Below are 21,104 nucleotides of genomic sequence, written 5' to 3'. Positions count from 1 at the left end.
GCAATAATTAAAAATACAATTATGAAAATAAAAATTTTAACAGCAATGGCATTCGTAATGCTTTTTGCTTCCTGTTCAGATTTTTTAGAGCAGGATCCAAATACTTCTCTTACAGAAGAACAGGCTTTTTCGACATTAAAAAATATAGACCCAATTGTTTTAGGAATGTATATCTCATGGAGAAATATACAAAAAGACAGGGGAGGCTTGATGTTTCAATTAGGAACAGATGAAACACAACAAGGTGCACTTCAGGTAATGACTACTCCCGGGCAAGCAGGATTAGATTATTATAATGGGTTTCTTTCTAAAGAGAATACCGCATTGGCAGAACAATGGGATTCTCGTTGGCCGGTGGTAAGTACTGCTGCAAAAGCCATATTTGCATTAAACAAGAATACAGAAGCTGATATTGAAAAAAGAAAAATATTATTAGGAGAAGCTAGTTTTATTAGAGCTACCATAATGTTTGAGTTAACACAGTATTGGGGAGAAATCCCAATTCTTGATGAAACACATAGCAAAGAATTAGGTCACGGAAGACAACCTTTGAAAGATGTCTATGCCTTTATTATAAATGACCTTAAGGTAGCTGAAGAAAACTTACCTCTTACACAAAAAAATCCATCTTTTCCTGTAAAATATCTGGCACAGGCACTATTGGGTAAAGTATACTTATATGCTCCTGAAGCATCTGGTGCACACGATTATACCCTGGCTAAAGAAGCATTTGCTAAGGTTATAAATTCCGGTAAATATAATCTGTTAGCAACTTATGCGGATGTTTTTAGCCCAGATCACGCTAATTCTTCAGAATCACTTTATGAGTTTCAGTTTACCAATGATTATCCGGATAACAACCAAATACAATGGCAAACAGGATCCAGAGCATTAGCAAACATAGATCAGTACGCTTATTTTGGAGGATACGATTTGTTGTTGCCTACAAAGTATTGTTATAATGATAAAACGAGCGGCGGAATTTGGGAATCTGGTGATAAGCGTAAAGATGCCAGTATCCGTTATGATTTTACTTATAAAGGTATTGTACCAACAATTCCGTCAGGTTTTGGAGGAGATGAACTAGATCCACACATAAAAAAGTATGAGGATATTCGTATCGATGGGAAACAATCGTTCTGGAATTCAGGTAAAAATAAACCTTACATCCGTTATTCAGATGTATTGCTTTGCTATGCAGAGTGTTTGAATGAATTAGGAAATACTCCTGACGCAGAAGGATTTGTAAATCAGGTTCGTAAACGTGGTTTTGGAGGATCATTACCTGCAGGAATGGAGTGGAGCGGACTTTCGAAAGAACAATTTAAAGAGCAGATGCTTGATGAGCGTATGCGCGAATTAGCTTTTGAAGGGTGGAGAAGAATGGATCTTATTCGTTCCGGAAAATTGGTACAGTACGTAAAAGCACGCAACAAATGGACTGCTGAAAGCGGTACCATTGCAGAATTCCACACTAGATATCCAATTCCTTTGGTAGAGATTCAGCTAAACGATGACATAAGCGATGCTGATCAGAATCCAGGTTATTAATATCAATTAAGACAGTTTTAATGTAATTTTTTATTTTTTGGTCTTGTGATTTTGGTTAGTCACAGTTTTGATTTGTAATGCCATTTTGGATTTAGGTAATAACAGTACTTAGGGAGTTTTCTGTTAGAAAAAACTTATTCCAAAATGGCATTCATTTTTTAATGTTTACAATTCGTAAACCAAGCAAGTAACAATATGAAGTTTAACACTATTCAGATTTATATATTTTTATTGGTTTTTACTATTTTATCATTTAGTATTTATGCTCAAAACAAAGTGAGTCTAAACTCTACTGATATTGTTTGGAAAGTCAAACCACAAGTAGAAGTAGGGCAGGACAGTCTTAAAATGCTTACATCAAATTATGCAGCTACAAATTGGGTAAATGCTGTTGTTCCCGGTACAATTTTTAATTCATATGTAGTAAGCGGATTAGAGAAAGATCCCAACTTTGGAGATAATATCTATCAGGTTGATAAAGCAAAATACGATCGCAGTTTTTGGTATCGCACGGAATTTAGCATTCCTGAAAATTTTACGAAAGATATTATCTGGCTTAATTTTGAAGGAATCAATCGTGAAGGAGATATTTACCTTAACGGAAAAAAGCTGGCGACTTTAAGCGGCATGATGCAACGTGGGAAATTTGATATTACCAAATTGATACATCGCAAAGAAAAAAACGTATTGGCAGTTTTGGTAAGTATTCCAAAAACACCTTTGAATAATTACGGAAGTCCAACTTATATTTCAAGCGCAGGCTGGGATTGGATGCCTTATGTACCGGGATTAAATTCAGGAATTACAGATGATGTTTATCTTACTAATACAAACAAAATAACCATTGCAGATCCTTGGATTCATACTAATCTGCCTTCAAACGCACGTGCCGATTTGGAAGTAAAAGTAGATCTTAAAAACTCATCTGCACAAAATCAGGAAGGAGTCCTAACAGGCGTTATAATGCCGGGAAACATTACTTTTTCTAAAAAAATCAATTTAGAGGCTAATGGGATTACCAGTATAAATTTAAGCAAAGAACAGTTTCCTGAACTTTCGATTCAGAACCCTAAATTATGGTGGCCAAATGGCTACGGAGATCCTAATTTATACACCTGTCAGTTTACTTTTAAAATAGGCGATGTCGTTTCAGATGCTCAAAAAATAACCCTCGGAATCAAAAAATACACTTACGATACGGAAGGCGGCGTTTTGCATGTTTCGATCAACGGAAAACGCGTTTTTCTTAAAGGAGGAAACTGGGGAATGAGCGAATATATGCTTCGTTGCAGAGGAGATGAATACGATCTTAAAGTGAAGCTCCATAAAGAAATGAATTATAATATCATCCGTAACTGGTTAGGTTCTACTACAGATGATGAATTTTACCAGGCTTGCGATAAATACGGTATTATGGTTTGGGATGATTTTTGGCTCAATGCAAATCCTAACTTACCCTTAGATATTCACGTTTTTAACAGCAATGTTATTGAGAAAATAAAACGTGTTAGAAATCACTCCAGTATAGCAGTTTGGTGTGGTAATAACGAAGGTTTGCCACAGCCTCCGCTTAACGGCTGGATCGCTGAAAATATCAAAACTTTTGATAATGATGATCGTTATTACCAGCCTTGTTCCAACACAGGAAACCTAAGCGGTAGCGGACTTTGGGGGAATAAAGATCCGAGGTTTTATTTTACAAAATATCCTGCAGCTTACGTGGGCACGGGAGATGGACCAAGTTGGGGTTTAAGAACCGAAATTGGTACAGCCGTTTTTCCAAACATCGAAAGTTTTAAGAAATTTATTCCTGAAAAAGACTGGTGGCCAAGAAACGAGATGTGGGACAAACATTTCTTTGGAGAAAAAGCCTTTAATGCTTCGCCGGATAATTATGATAAAAGTATCAATGAACGTTACGGAAAACTAAATAATCTCGAAGAATATACCTCAAAAGCCCAATTACTAAATATCGAAACCAACAAAGCCATGTACGAAGGCTGGTTGGATCATATGTGGGAGGATGCTTCAGGGATTATGATCTGGATGAGTCAGTCTTCATACCCTAGTATGGTTTGGCAGACGTATGATTATTATTACGACTTGACAGGAGCGTATTGGGGCGTAAAATCAGCTTGTGAGCCCATGCACATTCAATGGAATTCGGTAAATAATTCGGTTAAAGTAATCAATACAACAGGAACTGATTTCAAGAATTTAAAAGCTGAGGCCGAAGTTTATAATATGGATGGAAAACCGGTATCAAAATTCAAACAAAATGCGATTGTAGATTCGTATTCGAATACTGCGACAGAAAGTTTTGTGATTCCGTTTTATTCAAATCAAAAAGATCTTGCTTTCCAGAAAAATACGACAGCTTCTTCGACAGATGGAGGAAATACGAGAGACATTACAGACGGAGATTCTAATAGCCGCTGGGCAAGTAAAGCAACAGATGACGAATGGGTTTACGTAGATCTTGAAAATGAATACACCGTAAATCGAGTAGTTTTGAATTGGGAAAATGCATATGGGAAAGAATATAAAATTCAGGTAAGCACAGACGCTAAAAACTGGATAGATGCAAGTGTGATAAAAGAAGGAAAGCAAGGACTGGAAACCATTTCTTTTGATGAAGTAAAAGCACGTTATGTTAGAATGTTAGGCATAAAACGCGGTTCAGGCTGGGGATATTCACTGTATGATTTCAAGGTTTTTGGTGCTGATGCCAACACATCAGATTTGAGTCCGGTACATTTTATCAGATTAAAATTAAAAGACGCCCAAAACAAATTAGTGAGTGAAAACTTTTATTGGAGAGGAATCAACATGAAAAATTTTACGGATTTGAATAAACTCCCAAAAGCAAACGTAAATGTTTCAAATAAAGTGGTAAAACAAAATGGGAAATATGTTATAAAATCAAAAGTTTCAAGTCCGTCAGGGATTGCTTTTGGAGTTCACATACAAGTATTGAATGATAAAACCGAAGCCCAGATTTTGCCGGCAATTATAAGCGATAGTTATTTTACTTTACTAAAAGGAGAAAGCAAAGAAGTAACTGTAGAATTTGATGAAACACTTTTGAAAAATGGTGAAAAACCAGTAATAAAAGCAATTCCATACAATAAATAATAAGATTTGTATCCTAACAGGTTTCCAAAACCTGTTAGGTATGATTATGAAGACTTAAGAACATAATTTTAAACCTACAAGGTTGTGAAAACCTTACAGGATGCATAAAAACAATAAAAAACGACAATTATGAATATCAGAAAATTAAAAACACTGCTTTTTATACTATTGCCTCTCTTAGGCTATTCGCAAACCAATCCGTTAGAATTGTGGTACAACAAACCCGCCTCACAATGGGAAGAAACATTGCCACTAGGAAATGGACGTCTAGGTATCATGCCTGATGGCGGGGTTACAACCGAAAAATTAGTTCTGAACGAAATTACCTTGTGGAGCGGATCTTCGCAAGATGCCAACAATTATAAAGCCTATTCTTTTTTACCTCAGATCAGAGAATTGTTATTAGCCAATAAAAACAAAGAAGCCCAAAAACTGATCGATGAGCATTTTATATGCACAGGAGCTGGTTCAGGAAGCGGAAATGGAGCTGATGTACCATTTGGAGCATATCAGGTTTTGGGAAATATGACACTGAAATTTGATTACAAAACCCAATCAAAACCGGTAAATTACAGCAGGAATCTGGATATTCAAACCGCAGTTGCCGGAACTCAGTTTACGATTGACGGCGTAACGTATAAACGTGAATATTTTACAGGATTTGGAGATGATGCAGGTTTTGTAAGATTGACAGCAAGCAAAAAAGGAAAATTGAATTTCACTGTTCAATTAGACCGTCCGGAGCGTTTTAAAACCGTAAACGGTACCGATAATTCTCTTGTAATGACAGGACAGTTAAACAACGGAACTGACGGAAAAGGAATGAAATATAAAGCTAAGATAAAATCGCAGCTAATTGATGGAAATGCATCCTATACCAATAACGCAATTGAAATAAAAAACGCAACCGAAGTAATATTGTTTATCTCTGCCGGAACAGATTATAAAGATAAAAACTTCGAATCATCTGTAGATAAAATTCTGGATGCAGCAATGCAGAAAAAGTATGCCGATCAGAAGAAAAAACATATTGAAAATTATCAAAAGCTGTTCAATCGTGTGGTGCTGAACATCGGAAAAACGGCAAAAAACACATTGCCTACAAATGAGCGTTTAGATACTTTTATAAAACAGCCAGATTCAGACACGGGACTTCCGGTTTTATTTTATCAATACGGACGTTATTTAAGTATTAGCAGCACTAGACTAGGATTGTTGCCTCCAAATTTGCAGGGATTATGGGCGAAAGATGTACAAACGCCATGGAACGCAGATTATCATTTAGACGTAAATGTTCAGATGAATCACTGGGCATTGGAAACAGCCAATTTATCAGAATTGAATCTTCCATTAAAAGATTTGACTAAAGATCTTGTACCAAATGGAGAAAAAACAGCAAAAGCTTATTACAATGCTGATGGTTGGGTAGCACATGTTATTACAAACGTTTGGGGTTTTACAGAACCGGGAGAAAGTGCTTCATGGGGAATCACAAAATCGGGTTCAGGCTGGTTGTGCAACAATTTGTGGAGCCATTATTTGTACACCAATGATCAGGCATATTTGGCTGAAATTTATCCTATTTTGAAAGGAGCTGCACAATTTTATAAAAATATGTTAGTAAAAGATCCTGAAACGGGCTGGTTAGTAACATCGCCATCTGTATCACCGGAGAACTCATTTTTGTTACCAAACGGAGATGCATCTCATGTTTGTATGGGACCTACAATCGACAATCAGATTATTCGCGAATTGTTTAATAACGTGATAATCGCCTCTAAAAAACTTGGTTTAGATAATGATTTGAGTCTTGAACTAGACAAACAATTAAAATTATTACCGCCCCCGGGAGTTGTTAGTCCTGACGGAAGAATTATGGAATGGTTGAAAGATTATAAAGAAGAAGATCCTCAACACCGTCATATTTCTCATTTATATGGTTTATACCCAGGATCTTTGATTACTCCTGAAAACAAACCAGAATTGGTTGACGCAATTAAAAAAACACTTGAAGTAAGAGGAGATGATGGAACAAGTTGGTCAATTGCATACAAAATGCTGTTTTGGGCTCGTTTAAAAGATGGAAACAGAGCTTACAAATTATTAAAGACAATACTTAGGCAAACACACGATACCAATATTAATTACGGACCAGGCGGAGGTGTATATCCTAATTTACTTTCTGCAGGACCACCATTTCAAATTGATGGTAATTTTGGAGCAGCAGCAGGAATTGGCGAAATGCTGATTCAAAGTCATGCAGGGTTTATTGAATTATTACCTGCAATGCCGGATGCTTGGTTAAACGAAGGTGAAGTAAAAGGACTAAAAGCCGAAGGAAACTTTACGATAAACATCAAATGGGAAAAAGGTAAAGTAACAAAGTATGAAGTTTTATCTCCTATACCTACAAAAGTAAAAGTGAAGGTGAATGGAGAAATGAAAGAAGTTACTTCTACAAAATTATAAAATACACTTTTTAGACAATTAAGATTAAAAAAAATCGCGCCAAGCCGTAAAGCCGTCAAGTTTACACACATTTTTCTTTGCGACTCTGCGACTTTGCGCGAGATTTATTTGGCAAAGTCCCAAAGTTTAGGGATAGATATTTCCTTAATTTAATGACATTGCAAAAATGAAATTATGTTTCATAAATTCCCATCTTAAATCATGAATTTTACTAAAATAATACTCTTTGGAACATTATTATGTTCGATAGTTCTGGGAGCGCAAACCACAGAAAAAATAACCTCGCACGTAAACCCGTTTATAGGTACAGGAGCAGCTCATGGATCACCACTTTCAGGAAATAATTATCCCGGAGCAACAGTTCCGTTTGGAATGGTACAATTGAGTCCTGATACCCGTAACACACCAGATTGGAGCGTTGCAAGCGGTTATAATTATAATGATAATACGATTGCAGGTTTCAGCCACACTCATTTAAGCGGAACTGGTGTAGCTGAATTATTCGACGTGATGTTAATGCCTTTTAGTGGTACAATAGTAAAAGAAGAAGCAGGACAAAATGCGTATCAATCTAAATTTTCTCATGAAAAAGAAACTGCAAAACCGGGTTATTACAGTGTCGAACTTTTAGATTATCAGATAAAAGCCGAGCTTACGGCAACGACACACGCAGGTTTTCATAAATACAGTTTTCCTAAAAACAAAGAAGCTCATATCGTGATTGATCTGGATCATTCGATGAAAAAGTCCGATTGGAATACGCGCATTATTGCATCGCAATTGTCATTTCCTAATGATCATACGGTCGAAGGTTATCGCATTATTACGGGTTGGGCGCCAATGCGAAAGGTGTTTTTTCATGCCGAATTTTCACAACCTATAATTCGTAATCATGTTACGGATGGCGGAAATGTTTATGATAATCCCAGAATAGTCAATGGGAATGCCATTCGTGCGATACTGGATTTTGATACTTCAAAACAACAAGAAGTTTTGGTAAAAGTGGGTATCTCGGCAACTAGTATCGAAAATGCACGTCTGAATGTACAATCTGAAATTCCTGCCTGGGATTTTGATGGAACTGTAAATACTGCTGATGCTGTTTGGGAAAAAGAACTCAGTAAAATAAAAATTGAAGGTACAGCAGAACAAAAACAAATTTTTTATACGGCTTTGTATCACACTTTTATTCAGCCCAATACTTTATCAGATGTAAGCGGAGATTATCCATCAGCTGATTTTACAACCAGAAAATCATCAAAACCCTATTATTCAACATTCTCTTTGTGGGATACGTACCGTGGTGCGCACCCTTTGTACACCATTTTGCAGCCGGAACGTTCTATTGATTTTGTAAATAGTATGTTGGAATACTACAAAGTCTTTGGTTATTTACCAATATGGCAATTATGGGGACAGGAAAATTACTGTATGATAGGCAATCATGCTATTCCGGTCGTGGTTGATGCTGTGCTGAAAAATTTACCTGGCATTGATTTAGATTTGGCATTCGAAGCCGTTAAAAATTCTGCAACTCGTGAACATCCCGGATCTCCGTTTGGTATTTGGGAAAAGTACGGATACATTCCTGAGAACTTAAAATCACAGTCGGTTTCATTGACGCTTGAAATGGCTTACGACGATTGGTGTGTGGCTGAATTAGCGAAGAAGTTAGGTAAAATGGAGGATTACAATCATTTTACAAAACGTTCTCAATTCTATAGAAATCTATATGACAAGGAAATAGGTTTCTTTAGGGCCAAAGATGACAAAGGCAATTGGATTGGTCCTTTCGATCCATTGAAATATGGCGCAAATGGAGGATATCCGTTTACAGAAGGAAATGGTTGGCAATACTTTTGGTATGTTCCACAAGACGTAAAAGCATTAGTAAATTTAGTAGGAGGAGATCATCTTTTTACCAAAAAACTAGATGCTTTTTTTACATTAGAAGACAAACCCGAAGAAGTAAATGACAATGCTTCAGGATTTATTGGACAATATGCTCACGGGAACGAACCAAGTCATCATATTGCGTATTTATATAATTACGCAGGTCAGCCTTGGAAAACCCAGCAATATGTCGCAGAGATTTTGAAGAAAATGTACAACACAACTTCGTCCGGTTATTCCGGTAATGATGATTGCGGAGAACTTTCGGCTTGGTATGTCTTTAGTGCTATTGGTTTTTATCCTGTTAATCCTGCGAGTAGTGTTTATGTTATTGGATCACCAATAGTTAAAGAAGCTTCTATTGAGTTAAAAGGAGGAAAGACATTTAAAGTTATCGCAAAAAATGTTTCTGATAAAAATATTTATATCCAAAGTGCCAAATTGAATGGTAAAACCTATACCAAAACTTTTATTCATCAATCAGATATTGATAATGGTGGAGTTTTAGAATTTATTATGGGATCAAAACCAAATAAAAAAAGGGGAAGTAAATTAGAGGATAGACCAGTTAATTAGATTTAAAATTATAAAATTGCCCACGGATTATGCGGGTTGAACGGGTTTTCGCAGATTTTAATTTTATTATTAGAAAGCAATCTTGTCATCTCGACAGAGGAGAGATCACACAAGAAACTCCACAACTAAAAGAGCTGATCTTTGTCGATCTGCTGGTGTGATCCTTCGTTCCTCAGCATGACAAGATTGCGGAAATTGTATTAGTATAAAACCTGCTAGGTCTAATACTTGAATTGCCTCCGCAAGAAGCTAACATGATCTTGTCATCTCGACAGAGGAGAGATCACACAAGAAACTCCGCAACTAAAAGAGCCAATCTTTGTCGATCTTATAGTGTGATCCTTCGTTCCGCAAGATGACAAGATTGTGTCAGTTTTATTGTTTTAAAACCTGTTAGGTATAATATTTGAATTGCTTCCGCAAGAAGCTAACACAATCTTGTCATCTCGACAGAGGAGAGATCACACAAGAAACTCCACAAAAAATAGAGCGAATCTTTGTCGATCTTCTATTGTGATCCTTCGTTCCTCAGGATGAAGATTGTGTTTATCCATTGTGAGCAAAATAAAAAAATCCGTTTTTATCCGCGTTTTCGTGAAGCGAATCAGTGCGATCCGCGTGCTATATTCAATTCTCAGGATGACAAGATTATGATAAAAAAAACAAAAAGGTTTGATGAAATTAATCATCAAACCTTTTTTTGTTACTGAAGAACCAAAGTTTTCAAAACCTGTCAGGACTACATATTTAAACTACTAACTTAAACAGAAACTGATTCCTCATTCTTCAATAAAGACAAATGAATCGTAACGCCTGAATGACTTTTTTCTTCAGATAAAACACTTTCAAAAATTTCCTCAGCTTCTGCTTTTTTATCCAGACCCAGAAGTCCTAATCCCTGCATATACAAACAGTGAATTTTATTACGTTTGTCTAGATCATCTTCCCAAATCATAAGATCCGGAAGCGATACAGCAAAATAATCGATGGTAACATGATCGTTCAGATGTTTTTTTGCGTAAGCGACTAACTTCTCAAAACGTTTATCAGCTTCAGATTGTTGGTTTAATTTTAAGAAAGCCAATCCCTGATAGAAAATTTTATCCGGTTGCTGATCGTTATAGAAAATAGCAGCCGTTGGTTTGTCTAATCCCTGAGTTGCTTTATGCCACCAACTATTCGCTTGTTCTAAGTTGTTTTTCTTTTCGAAAGCAACACCCAGCCAATAATGAATGTCATTTTCCTGCGCTCCGGGTAATTTTCCTTCGCCTAAATTATCAGGATAAAATTGAGCTTGTTCCAGATTTTCGATTGCGTTATCGTAATTTCCTTCTGAGATTTGTTGTTTGGCAATTTCTGTTAAACTCGTAAGATATTGCCCGCTTACTTTTCCTTCACCGCCTTCCCACGGGTGAAAAATTCGGTTTTGTAATAAGGTTAGCGCTTTATCGTGTTTACCTAAAAGGTTGTACAAAGACACTCTTTCTAAGTAAACATCATCACGCTGAATCACCAATTCTAAATGTTTTTCTAAGAAAGCCAGTCTGAAAACCAAATCTCTATTCAAACGTTTGTACAATTGATCCAATTCCATTAGAATTCTCGAATCTTGTAAATCCAATGAAAATGCTTTTTCTAAACTGGAGAGTGCTTTTTCCGGATTGTTTAATTTATTGTAATACGCCAAAGCCAAATTACGATGTACAGTTGGGAAAGTATCATCGATAGCGACAGATTGTTCCCAACAGGATATAGCATCATCATAAAATTTTGAAGCATACCAAAAGTTTCCTAAATAATACAATGCTTTTGCGTCATTGGTTTGTTTCTGAATTACATTTTGAAGTAATAAAGCAGCTTCAATCTGATTTGGGAAACAGTAATCTGGTTTTGCCTGAGACGCCATTTTGAAGCATTTTTCGGCTTGACCTAAATCATTTAATTTTTCATAAAAAGAACCTGCGTAATACCACGCCATAGGGTAGGTTTCTTCGTCCTTAAGACCTTCACTCAATAAACCAATAGCTTGATTATATAAACCAGCCAAAGCATAATCTAAGGCATATTCTATATACGTATGAATGTTATTTCTGATCAATGAATTGAAATAATCCAACTCTTTTTTGTCATTGCTTAAAAGATATTTCTCATAAAGCAATCCGAAGTTGAAACAATCATTTTCAAGATAAGTATTCGCCAGTTTTAAAGCTTTTTCCTGTTGTCCTAATTTTCTAAGGAATGCAACCTGCAAATGTAACGCTTTGTGATCTTCGGTATTTTTAGAAATTGCCTTTTTGATATGCGTTAATGCCAATTCATAATCGCCATTTAATGCATCCAGTTGTGCAACATAGAAATAACCCTGATTTTGCCAGGCCGCATTCCACGTTGATTTGTAGAAAGCGTCGTATGCTTCTTTATTTTTATTCTGATATTTAAGACATAATCCTAAATTAAAATAAGCTTCGCCTTCATACGGATTTGGGTTTCTTTGGGTGAGCGTTTTTATAGCAGCTCTAAAATAAGGCTCGGCTTCTTCAAACTTCGCTCTTCGCATCAACCATAACCCCATCGCATTATTCGAACGAATATCTCCGGCATCACGTCTAATAGCTTCTTCGTAATAGGGAATCGGACTATAAGTGGCGTGTCTGTATTGTTCAAGATGCTGTGCGGTCAGGAACAATTGTTCGTTGTTTTCGATATCTTCAGGAGCAAGGGCAGGTTTTGCAGCTTCCGGGATTTCGTCTTCATTTGGTCCTTCGTACGTCCAGTCTACCAAAACTTTATTATCACCATCGGTTACAGAAATCGATAATCCTTCTAAAGATGTAGTATCAAAATTAATAGTTTCTTCGAATGAATTGTACGGAGAAGCATCATATTGTTTTTGAAATAAAATAGTATCGTTATTCTTTAAAGTAACCGTTGTATTTGGATAAACACCCGTTGTATAAGCTTTAATCACTAATTTATTATCGATGCTTTCGAGATTTACCATTGCATTTTTAGTCGCATTTTTCACGATACCTAGATCACGATACGGCATAAAATACTGCGTAAAATCCTTTTGTTCCCCCGGCATAATCCACGAGAAATCAGGCTGATTATCGGTGTAAACGCCACACATTAATTCGATATAAGGACCATCTTCGTCGGTAAGGTTACGATCCCACGCACGACCAAAATCTCCGTGACCCCAAGTCCATTGTTTTTTTCCGGGCGAAACATGATGATTGGCTACGTGCAATAATCCGCCTTTTGAATCATTTTCGTATCCGCCCACAAAATTATATTTAGACGCAATTGCCATATACGATGTTGGAACAGGGATGTTTTTATAACGCGAAATATCAGTTCCCGGAGAATAATCTACTTTATAATACGTTCCTTTTGCAATAGGGAAAGACGATACATCACGTTTTCCATGATCAAAAACAGCATTTACATCCGGCGGAAAAACCGATTGATAATCGTCATTTACCTTCACAGCAGGATTTGCCCACCATAAAAATGTTTGAGGAAACGAAGTTCTGTTATACAATTGTGCTTTAATTTCCAGATACGCTTTATCAGGATATAAACGGAAACCTGCCATACCTTTGGTTCTGAACATGCGCTCGACTTCGCTGCACCAAACCGTTGCGCTTCCGTCTTCGTGTTCTTCTATGTTAAAATCAACGGGATCAAAAGTGGTTGGTCTGTGGTGTTGTGGCCAGTTAAATTCGATTCCGCCAGAAATCCACGGACCTGTAAGACCTACCAAAGCCGGTTTTACAACCTGATTGTAATACACAAAATGGCGTTCTTTAGTTTTATCATATGCCATATGAACGCGTCCGCCAAGTTCAGGTAAGATCATTATTTTAACAAACTCATTTTCAAGATAAACGGCCTGATATTCTTTGTCGACTTTTTCGTCTGCGATTTTTTCAATAACCGGATAAGGATATACAGATCCGTTACTTCCCTGATACACTCTTTTCTCAATAAATACAGGATTTTTTTCAGGTTTACCCACCTCATAGGTTGGCAGGATTATTTTTTCCTTCCAAACATTTACTTTTTGCATGATGTAATGAAATTTAAATTATTGAATATTCTTTGATTTTTTATCAGCAACCATTAGTTCCTCAATCTCTTCAAGACTTTTGTTTTTGGTTTCAGGAAGTTTTTTGAATACAAACACAAATCCTAAGGCGCAGATAATACCGTACAACCAGAAAGTGCCTGATGTACCTAAGTATTCGTTAAAAATAGGGAATGTTTGCACCAATAATGCAGAGGCGATCCAGAGCGCAAATGTGGCTACAGACATCGCAACACCTCTGATTCTGTTAGGAAAAATTTCAGATAAAATCACCCATGTTATTGGAGCAAGGGACATTGCATAGATTGCAATGGCTAATAATACCAATAATAATAAAGGCAATCCGGTAACATTGGTATAATAAAAATATCCTAATAAAGCATAAATTACGGCAAGTGCACCGGAACCAAAAAGCATTAGTTTTTTACGGCCAATTTTGTCTACAGTTCCCATCGCAACCAAAGTAAAAATAAGATTGATACTTCCGGTAATGACAATATTCATGAACAAATCATTGATACTATAACCCGCCGAAACGAAGATTTCCTGCGCATAATTGAAAATGATATTAATACCGCACCATTGCTGGAAGGCTGCCAACACAATCCCGATTGTTAGAATGGGTAAAGCTTTTTTGTCCAGCAACATTCTGAAATCGGTTTTCTCGGTTTCGTGTGAGAAGGTTTCTTTTATTTTTACAATGGCATCTTTGGCATAGACCAATCCACCGATTTTAGTAAGTGTTTCTTCAGCAGTAGAATGATTTCCTTTTTTAGCCAGATATCTAGGACTTTCAGGAATTAAAAACATTAGGATAAAGAAGAGAACTGCCGGAAAAAATCCTGCCCAAAACATCCATCTCCAGCCCATTTGCCCATTCCATGAAGCCAAAATTTCGGCATGAGAATAACCTGCCGGAATAACCTCTGTAATCACCATATTGGTAATTTGTGCGGCAAGAATACCAATAACCACAGTAAGTTGGTTGATTGATACAAAAAGCCCTCGTGTTTCCTGCGGCGCGATTTCGGCAATATATAAAGGGGAAATAGTCGATGCGATCCCAATTCCGATTCCTCCAATAATGCGCCAGATGATGAATATCGTAAAAGTTTCTGACGCTCCTGTACCAAGTGCAGATATAGAGAATAATACTGCGGCAACGATTAACATAGGGCGTCTGCCATAAGTATCGGCCAGTTTTCCTGCAACGGCGGCACCCGCAACACAGCCAACAAGCGCGCTGCTCATTGCCCAGCCTTGTAAAGCGGGAGAATCTGAAATGCCAAAATAAATTTCGTAAAATGGTTTTGCACCACCTATTACAACCCAGTCGTATCCAAAGAGTAGACCACCCAATGCTGCAACAAGGCTAATTGATAGTAAAAAGGTATAATTATAGTTTTTCATAAAAAGGTTTTAATAGCTTTTGTAAAATTAGCGGAATAGGAACCTTTGATTTATGGATATTTTTTTTGAATAGATGGATTATAATCTGATTTTTTAGGCATATATACTAAAATACGAAAACAATTGCGTTACTGCTTGTATTCGGTGCGATATTGTATGGGCGAAGCACTCATTACTTTTTTGAAAAGACGAGAAAAATACAGTGGATCATTAAAGCCCAGTGCAAAGCTTATTTCCTTTATACTCATAGTGGTAAAGCTTAGATACTGACAGGCTTTTTGCATTTTTAAATAGTTGAAATAATGAATAGGAGAGTAGCCTGTTTGCTTCTTAAATAATGTAAAAAAGTGTGATGAAGAGTAATTAAAATAAGTTGCTACATCATTGATTTTTAAAGACAAATCAAGATGCTTTTTCATATAGTCAATAGCAGACTCTATAGTATTATCCTCTGAAAATATCCTGTTTTTTTTGATAAAAAATCGTTCATATAAAAAAGCATTCAGTAATTGCCACAAAGAGAGATTGGCATATTCAAGATTACTGGCACTATAACCGTCTTCCATAATATCTAGTATGTTTTCAAAAAGTTCGATACGTCTTTCTTCGAGTGATAATTGTGGAGCCGTTTCTGGATATTCAGTGATGAATTTTTCATAAAAATGTGGGGCTTGTGGTCCGGTAAAGTGGATCCAGTAAATACTCCACGGATTTTGTTTTAAAGCATAATAATCATGTGCCACTTCCGGCGGTATAATATAGAAGGTATTGGCTTTGAGTGTTATCGTTTTATTTTCTTTACTAATAATGCCTTCGCCTTTATAACAATAAATCAGGATGTATTGTTTACTTCCGTGTTTTCGTTTCATCGAGTGATGACTTGCATTTGGGAAAACACCAATATCAGTAAAATATAAACTGGATATAAGAGCATTCTTCTTAATGCTTGAAAGTATGTTTTTAGGAATCACAATCATGCGTTGGCCTAAAAAACCTTCTTTAACTTTTATTTTTTCCTTTTGTGATGCATTCTTCATTTTGATGATACTATTTTTCAAATATCGTAATTTAATCCATGCTTTTAAAAAAAATGTCCATTTTGATGATAATAATCAAAGGTACTTTTGAAATACTATTATAACCCGTTGGGTGTAATTATTTTTAACACATAGAAACATAGATTTTTTCTTAAATAGAATAAGACGTTTCACTTATTTAAAAGACACAAAGTTGGCTGTGTGATAGAAACGTGTTTCCTTTTGTATTCTTTGTTACACATAAATTCTATGTTTCTATGTGTTTAAGTGAATATTTACAAATTACGCTCAATGGGTTACTATAAAAATAGTGTTTTTTTAATCATTTTTTTTAAACAATATGAATCCTATTAATAAGATTACATACGAACCTTTTGGGGTTTGTAATGGAAAAGAAATCTTTAAATTTCAACTTACAAATAGTCACGGAAACTACGTTGAGCTTCTTAATTATGGTGCCATAGTAAAGTCCATAATAGTGCCGGATAAAAACGGAATTAAAGAGAATGTAGTTTTAGGATTTCCAACTTTAGAAGATTATCTAAAAGATACCTCTTATATAGGTGCAACAATTGGACGTTTTGCCAACAGAATCAATAATGCCGAATTTTCTATTGAAAATGAAACATATTATCTCGATAAAAACGATGGAAAAAACAACAATCATAGTGGGTCGGCAGGATTTAACAACAAAGTATTTGATTTTATAATAAAAGAAGATACTGTCATTTTTATACTTGAAAGTAAAAGTGGAGAAGGTGGTTTTCCCGGAAACCTAATGACCAAAGTCGTGTATAACTGGACGGATAAAAATGAACTGAAAATTAAATATTTGGCTTTAGCCGATGAACCAACTCCGTTAAATTTTACCAATCATTCTTATTTTAATTTATCGGCTTGTAAGGAAAAAATATACCAGCACAATCTTACGATTAAGGCAAAAAGTATAGTAGAAAGTTCTCAGGATTATATTCCGACAGGAAAAATTATAAATGCGGATTCTTATTTGTTTATAAACTACAAGTTAGCAGATGTTATGCATAATAGTGGACTTAACATCTATTACATCTTTAATAATGATAATATACATTCTGATTTTACATGTGAATTATTCGAAGAAAAATCAGGAAGAATTATGCGTGTGTTTACATCATATCCCGGCGTGCAATTATACACAGGAGACTTTTTAAACAGTACAACTATCGGAGAACATAGCAAGTTTTACGAACCTTTTGACGGACTTTGTTTAGAATGCCAATATTATCCGGATAGCCCCAATCACAGGCAATTTCCTAATACTATATTCGAAGCGGGGCAGGTTTATAATGAAACGATTACGTATGCTTTTGATGTTAAAAATTAAAAAAACATGCCACAGATTACACAGATAAAAAAGATTTTTTTAGCCACTAATTTCACAAATTTTCACAAATTAATTCGTGCTCATTCGTGCAATTTTTGGCTAAAAAACTTTGCGAACTAATAAAATTGAAACTAATCTCTAAAAACCATATAAATGAAAAAAATGTTTATTAATCGATCTTTAATTTTACTGATACCTGCAATGTTTTTTGTACAGGTCAGCAGTAAAGCACAAAATGAAGGACTTTTTCTAAAGTCTAAGGACAATCTAAACAAAATTGAATTGTCGTTAGCTAAAGATGGAAAGTTGTCTTATGAAGTTACGCGTCGCGATAAAAAGATAATTTTAGATTCTCCGCTTGGTCTAACTTTCGAAAATAATGATTTTACATCTGGTTTATCAGTTGTAAAAGTGTCGCCTGTTGAAGAAAAGCGTGAAAAGTATGAACTTAAAGTTGCTAATAATAAAGTCGCTGACCACGTTTTTAAAAGTAAAAGCATAATCTTTAAAAACAAACAAGGTGCTTTAATGACCATAGATTTAATTGCGGGAGAAGAAGGGGTTGCTTTTCGATATAAGTTTACTGAAAAAGAAAATCAATCCAGAGTTCTTAAAAATGAATTGACAGGATTTCATATTGAGCAAAATGCAAAAGGATGGTTACAGCCTTACAACAAAGCCGGAGATTATACTCCCGGTTATGAGGATTTTTATGTTGATGTAAAGTCTGGCGATCCAATAAGTGGGGCACGAAATGAATCAGTTGGTTGGTGTATGCCGGCTCTTTTTAATGTAAATGATACTAAAAACTGGGTTTTAATTGCAGAATCAGGAGCAGACGGAACATTTCCGGGTTGTCATTTACAACCTGACTCTAAGGGAGGAATTTACAGCATAGCATTTGCAAAAAAAGACGAGAAATTTACGTTGCCTTTACCGGATAAAGAAAACGCATATCCTGAGTCAAATTTACCATGGACAATGCCGTGGAGAGTGATTATGATAGGAGATAAAGCGGGAGATATATTATTGTCGACCATGATTACAGATTTGGCTCCGGCATCAAAAATCGCGGATGCTTCATGGATTGTTCCGGGAAAAGCAGCCTGGTCATGGTGGTCACATCCTGAGGATTTTACGCCTGAAATGTATAATAAATTTACAGATGTTTCAGCTTCATTTGGTTTTAGATATACGCTTTTTGATGCAGGATGGGAAAAAGCCAATAAAGAAGGCAAAATTATTGATTATGCTTTATCAAAAGGAGTTCAGCCATTGGTGTGGGGTTATTCGGCAGAATATTATGATGCAGAAAAAAGAAAGAAGAGATTTAAGGAGTTGGCTGACATGGGAGTAAAAGGGGTTAAAATCGATTTTTGGTGCTCAGACAGACAAGAAGTTATAGCAGCACTTCAGGGAGTTTTTGAAGATGCAGCAAAAGAACATTTACTGGTAAATCTGCACGGTACAACAGTACCAAGAGGATGGCACAGAACATGGCCAAATTTTGTAACGGCAGAAGCTATTTTAGGAACAGAAAGTTATTTTTACGAACCAAGATTTCCTGAGAAAGCAGCAGAACAAAATACAGTACTGCCCTTTACAAGAAATGTGGCAGGACCTGCTGATTATACACCATTTGCGCTAACTTTTAGAAAATACACGCGTTTAAACACGGCAACGCATGAGTTGGCTATGGCTATGATTTACACATCAGGTATTATCCACTTTGCCGATTCAGAAGAGGTTTTTAATTCACTTCCTGATGCACTTAAAAATTTATTAAAAGAAATGCCGGCTACCTGGGATAAGACAGAATATGTGATTGCAGATCCGGGTAAAGCAATAGTTTTAGCGCGTCAAAAAGACAATCTTTCTTACATCGTAGGGATAAATGGTACTAATACAGCATTGCCAGTTGCAATAGATCTTAAAAAATACAGCAAAGGCTTTTCGAAATTCAGGATTATCTCCGAAGGCAAAGACCCATTAATGGAATTTAATGTGCAGACTTATCCTGTAACTTCAAACTGGAAGCATAATCTAGCTCCTAAAGGTGGGTTTATTATTCAGTTTATAAAGTAATAAGACTTTTAACCTGAGTGTCTTTTTAACCGTAAAGCACGAAAAAGTCTTGTTTTATAGGGTTTTATAAAAATAAAAGTTCGCAATGCTATATGTTGAAATAGCTTTGCGAACTTTGCGCGCTTTTCGGTTAAAAAAACTTCGAGTTTAAATTATTTCTACTATTAAAATTCCTCCATCCAAAGCCAATTAGTAATAAATTTAAAATTAATAAAGGCAAGAATGCTTTTACAAAGTTTATTTTTGATGGATCGTTAAATGTTTGAACTTTAAATTTCGACCAGTTTTCTTTGCTAACATCTGCATTATCGAATATTTTTGGATAGAAATACAAACGCATTTTTTCGTGAAATAGCTTCGTTTCTTGCAAAAACAAAAGCTGGTTTTCTAAGTCAGATTGGGCAATTTCGTTCAACTTAATCTGAGTATGCAAAGTAGGAATAAATTGCGCGATCAATTGACTTGCTTGATTTCTTTGTTTTAGTTTGTTCTCTAGTTCATGAGATTGTTGTGCCGAATCATCATCACCTGCTTGTTGCATGGCATAATACCAAAGCCAGCTAAATTCAGTATTTGGCAAAGGATAATGCGCAAATTGCGGATAGTGCTGATAGAATGTATCCATTGTAATTTTTTTATCCATATCCCATTTTTCATGATAGGCATTTCGCTGTTTAACGGTCAATTCCAAAGCTTCGGGAATTGGATATTTATTTACTATATAGGTATTAATTGTTGCAGGTAAAATAATGATAAGAAATAGCCAGATTGTCAATAAAATAACAGCATTAAAGTTTGAATTTTTCTGTAATGAAACAATGAAAAAACTGATAGCAAACCAAAAAAGAATGTATAAAATTCCGAGCCCGTAAAAAGTAAAAAGTAACGAATTTAATGGAATATTCAGAAGCAATGCGGCGGCGAAAAGTACAATAGTTAATAATGCAATAAGACTTAGAATCCTGATGTAGAATAACTTCAGAATGTATAAAAAAGTGTTTTGACTTTGTGTTGCAACAATTTTCCAGGTACCGCTTTCTTTTTCTTCCGAAACCAAATTGTAAGAGAATGCAATAATTAAAAGCGGAAAAAGATAAATCAGTACAAAACTAAAATCCATATTTCCTGATAATAAATTATTAGGATTATTGAGTTCGGCATCGTATTTCTGAGCTTCCAGACCCCGAATTGTAACACTTTGTATCGACGGATTTACATCGCGCTGACCAATTGCCAAACTGTTTATGGGCAGTGTTTTATTTACCAATGAGAACTTGATGTAATAGAGCAGGAGTCCTATTTCATCTTTATGAAAAGCGGCATTTCTCGCAATGTGTTCCTTTTGATAAATTGCTGCTTCTTTAATATTATTTTGTTGTTTCTGCTGAAATTGCAGTCCAATTAAAAGACTTATAAAACAAATGATTAAAAGAAATAGCAATCCAATTTTGGTGCCCTTAGATCGTATGAAATTTTTAAAAAGTAATGCTAACAT

10 protein-coding genes are annotated in these 21,104 nt (G+C 35.7%); 6 read left to right on the top strand and 4 right to left on the bottom strand.

Features of this window, described 5'->3' with window-relative positions; translation table 11 throughout:
* Positions 1–21 precede the first annotated feature (21 nt).
* The 4 genes from NJT12_RS17035 (at position 22) to NJT12_RS17020 (ending at position 9,624) form a co-directional block, all read left to right on the top strand.
* Positions 22–1,551 (top strand): RagB/SusD family nutrient uptake outer membrane protein, encoded by a 1,530-nt coding sequence (locus NJT12_RS17035; protein ID WP_271337134.1) that lies wholly within the window; start codon positions 22–24, stop codon positions 1,549–1,551.
* 195 nt (positions 1,552–1,746) lie between these two features.
* The gene (locus NJT12_RS17030; RefSeq protein WP_271337133.1) at positions 1,747–4,686 is read left to right on the top strand and encodes a discoidin domain-containing protein; all 2,940 of its coding nucleotides are present in this window, start codon (positions 1,747–1,749) and stop codon (positions 4,684–4,686) included.
* 129 nt (positions 4,687–4,815) lie between these two features.
* The gene (locus NJT12_RS17025) at positions 4,816–7,155 is read left to right on the top strand and encodes a glycoside hydrolase family 95 protein (RefSeq protein ID WP_271337132.1); all 2,340 of its coding nucleotides are present in this window, start codon (positions 4,816–4,818) and stop codon (positions 7,153–7,155) included.
* 201 nt (positions 7,156–7,356) lie between these two features.
* A complete protein-coding gene (locus tag NJT12_RS17020) occupies positions 7,357–9,624 on the top strand; it encodes a GH92 family glycosyl hydrolase (RefSeq protein WP_271337131.1) in 2,268 nt (755 codons plus the stop codon).
* Between the two features lie 760 nt (positions 9,625–10,384).
* Here the strand turns inward: NJT12_RS17020 and NJT12_RS17015 are convergent.
* From NJT12_RS17015 to NJT12_RS17005, 3 genes are all read right to left on the bottom strand, one after another.
* Entirely contained in the window at positions 10,385–13,696 is a 3,312-nt protein-coding gene (locus NJT12_RS17015) for a DUF5107 domain-containing protein (protein ID WP_271337130.1), read from the bottom strand.
* Between the two features lie 18 nt (positions 13,697–13,714).
* Positions 13,715–15,124 carry a sugar porter family MFS transporter gene (locus tag NJT12_RS17010; RefSeq protein ID WP_271337129.1) on the bottom strand — a complete coding sequence of 470 codons (1,410 nt, stop codon included), beginning with the start codon at positions 15,122–15,124 and terminating at the stop codon, positions 13,715–13,717.
* Between the two features lie 128 nt (positions 15,125–15,252).
* The gene (locus tag NJT12_RS17005; protein WP_271337128.1) at positions 15,253–16,182 is read right to left on the bottom strand and encodes an AraC family transcriptional regulator; all 930 of its coding nucleotides are present in this window, start codon (positions 16,180–16,182) and stop codon (positions 15,253–15,255) included.
* A 319-nt stretch (positions 16,183–16,501) separates the two neighbouring features.
* Here NJT12_RS17005 and NJT12_RS17000 point away from each other — a divergent pair, with 319 nt between their 5' ends.
* Positions 16,502–17,524, top strand: coding sequence for an aldose epimerase family protein (locus NJT12_RS17000; protein WP_271337127.1), 1,023 nt, complete (start codon positions 16,502–16,504; stop codon positions 17,522–17,524).
* Between the two features lie 153 nt (positions 17,525–17,677).
* On the top strand, positions 17,678–19,609 hold the full coding sequence (locus NJT12_RS16995; RefSeq protein ID WP_271337126.1) for a glycoside hydrolase family 97 protein: 1,932 nt from the start codon (positions 17,678–17,680) through the stop codon (positions 19,607–19,609).
* A 130-nt stretch (positions 19,610–19,739) separates the two neighbouring features.
* Here the strand turns inward: NJT12_RS16995 and NJT12_RS16990 are convergent, their stop codons facing one another.
* Positions 19,740–21,104 (bottom strand): DUF3526 domain-containing protein, encoded by a 1,365-nt coding sequence (locus tag NJT12_RS16990; RefSeq protein WP_271337125.1) that lies wholly within the window; start codon positions 21,102–21,104, stop codon positions 19,740–19,742.

It is taken from the genome of Flavobacterium azizsancarii (genome assembly GCF_027980145.1).
Lineage (GTDB): Bacteria > Bacteroidota > Bacteroidia > Flavobacteriales > Flavobacteriaceae > Flavobacterium > Flavobacterium azizsancarii.
Note: the sequence above shows the minus strand (reverse complement) of the source record. Positions and strands in the feature narration are given on the sequence as shown.